This window comes from Acinetobacter bouvetii, assembly GCF_902753875.1.
Taxonomy (GTDB): Bacteria; Pseudomonadota; Gammaproteobacteria; order Pseudomonadales; family Moraxellaceae; genus Acinetobacter; species Acinetobacter bouvetii_A.
This window is the reverse complement of the sequence record NZ_CADDTS010000018.1, coordinates 1-1,271: the sequence shown is the minus strand read 5'-3', so window position 1 is coordinate 1,271 and position 1,271 is coordinate 1. Positions and strand designations below refer to the sequence as shown.

At 40.4% G+C, this 1,271-nt stretch carries 1 protein-coding gene; it reads right to left on the bottom strand.

The annotated features are described in order from the left end of the window. Positions 1 to 19 precede the first annotated feature (19 nt). Complete coding sequence (locus tag FB6_RS04765; protein ID WP_174558903.1) at positions 20 to 1,174, bottom strand: IS4 family transposase; 1,155 nt, start codon at positions 1,172 to 1,174, stop codon at positions 20 to 22. Positions 1,175 to 1,271 lie beyond the last annotated feature (97 nt).

The following is a 1,271-nucleotide window of genomic DNA, read 5'->3' as shown; positions in this document are numbered from 1 at the left end:
CACTGCTGTCCCACAAATATCACAATAGGAACCTCAATTGAGGTTCTTCTTGTTTTAGCCATTTTTTATCAGGCAGAAAGAGTGACCTTAAGAGCTTCCTTTCGAATAAATTTAGTTGAATAATTCTAAGTAAACGCTGAACACTCCAGCCTTCCTGTGCCATGTGTTTAGCGAAGCTCACCAGCAAATAGGCGATTAATGCAATCCATATTTGTGTTTGTATCGCATTACGGCTTCGACCCAGAAATGACTTCAGTTTTAAATTTTGCTTGATGGCTTTAAAGAATAACTCAACCTTCCAGCGATCTTTATAAATTGCAGCAATGGTGGATGCTGCCAGATGAAAGTTATTGCTCAGAAATTCGAATGTCCTTTTCTTATCTGCATCATAAAACTCTATCCGTCTTAATAATTTAGGTGCACCTCTTTTCTTGGCATGCGCACTGCTCAATTCGATACATTCATCTGCAATAATGCCCTTACTCGCTAATACGCTGCGGCTTGATTTAACTTGATAAACTGTCTTTGGGCGTAGCCGAGTCACGAAGCTGATGTTCTGATTTGTCAACTGAGCAAACCATTGATAATCAATATATCCTTTATCAAATACGATAATGCTGCCCGCAGGAAATTTAAATGCTCTGCCTTGCACCATATCATTTTCAATGCCATCTCCAAGCGCCACAAATTCAGGAATGGTATTGCTGTGATTTAAGCCAACACTCAGTTTAATACTGGCTTTGGATTCATGCACTTTTGCCCATTCACACAATGACAGTGAAAGATCAATATGGCTTGCATCAAGTGAATACAGCGGATTCTTGAATCTAAATTTATGTGCAGTTTTAGAATTTTCACAGTGCTGAAGCAGCTGCGTGAACAATTGCTGATACAGGCTGGCGGGCTGTTCTTCATTAAGTCTTGCTAAGGTGCTTCGCGCAATGCTTTTCGCGCCAAGATGATAGAGCTTTTCCTGCTGGGATTCGAGATTGGATTGAATGTCTCTTAAGCTTTGCCGGCAAGAAAGTTGGGACATCAGTATGGCAATAAACTGATCCCAGCGGGTGGCTGATCTTAATGTTTGCCCACGGTGATGCCGTTTCGCCAGGCGTTCAAAATCTTGTCTTAAAATGGGTTTGAGTAATTGATGAAATACGGTATTCTGATGTGACAAAACCTGAGTCCTTATAGTTAAAGTGTTTGGTCGCACTTATATTTTAACTACTTTAGACTCAGGTTTTTTATTTAAAGCAAACTATGGGACAGCAGTG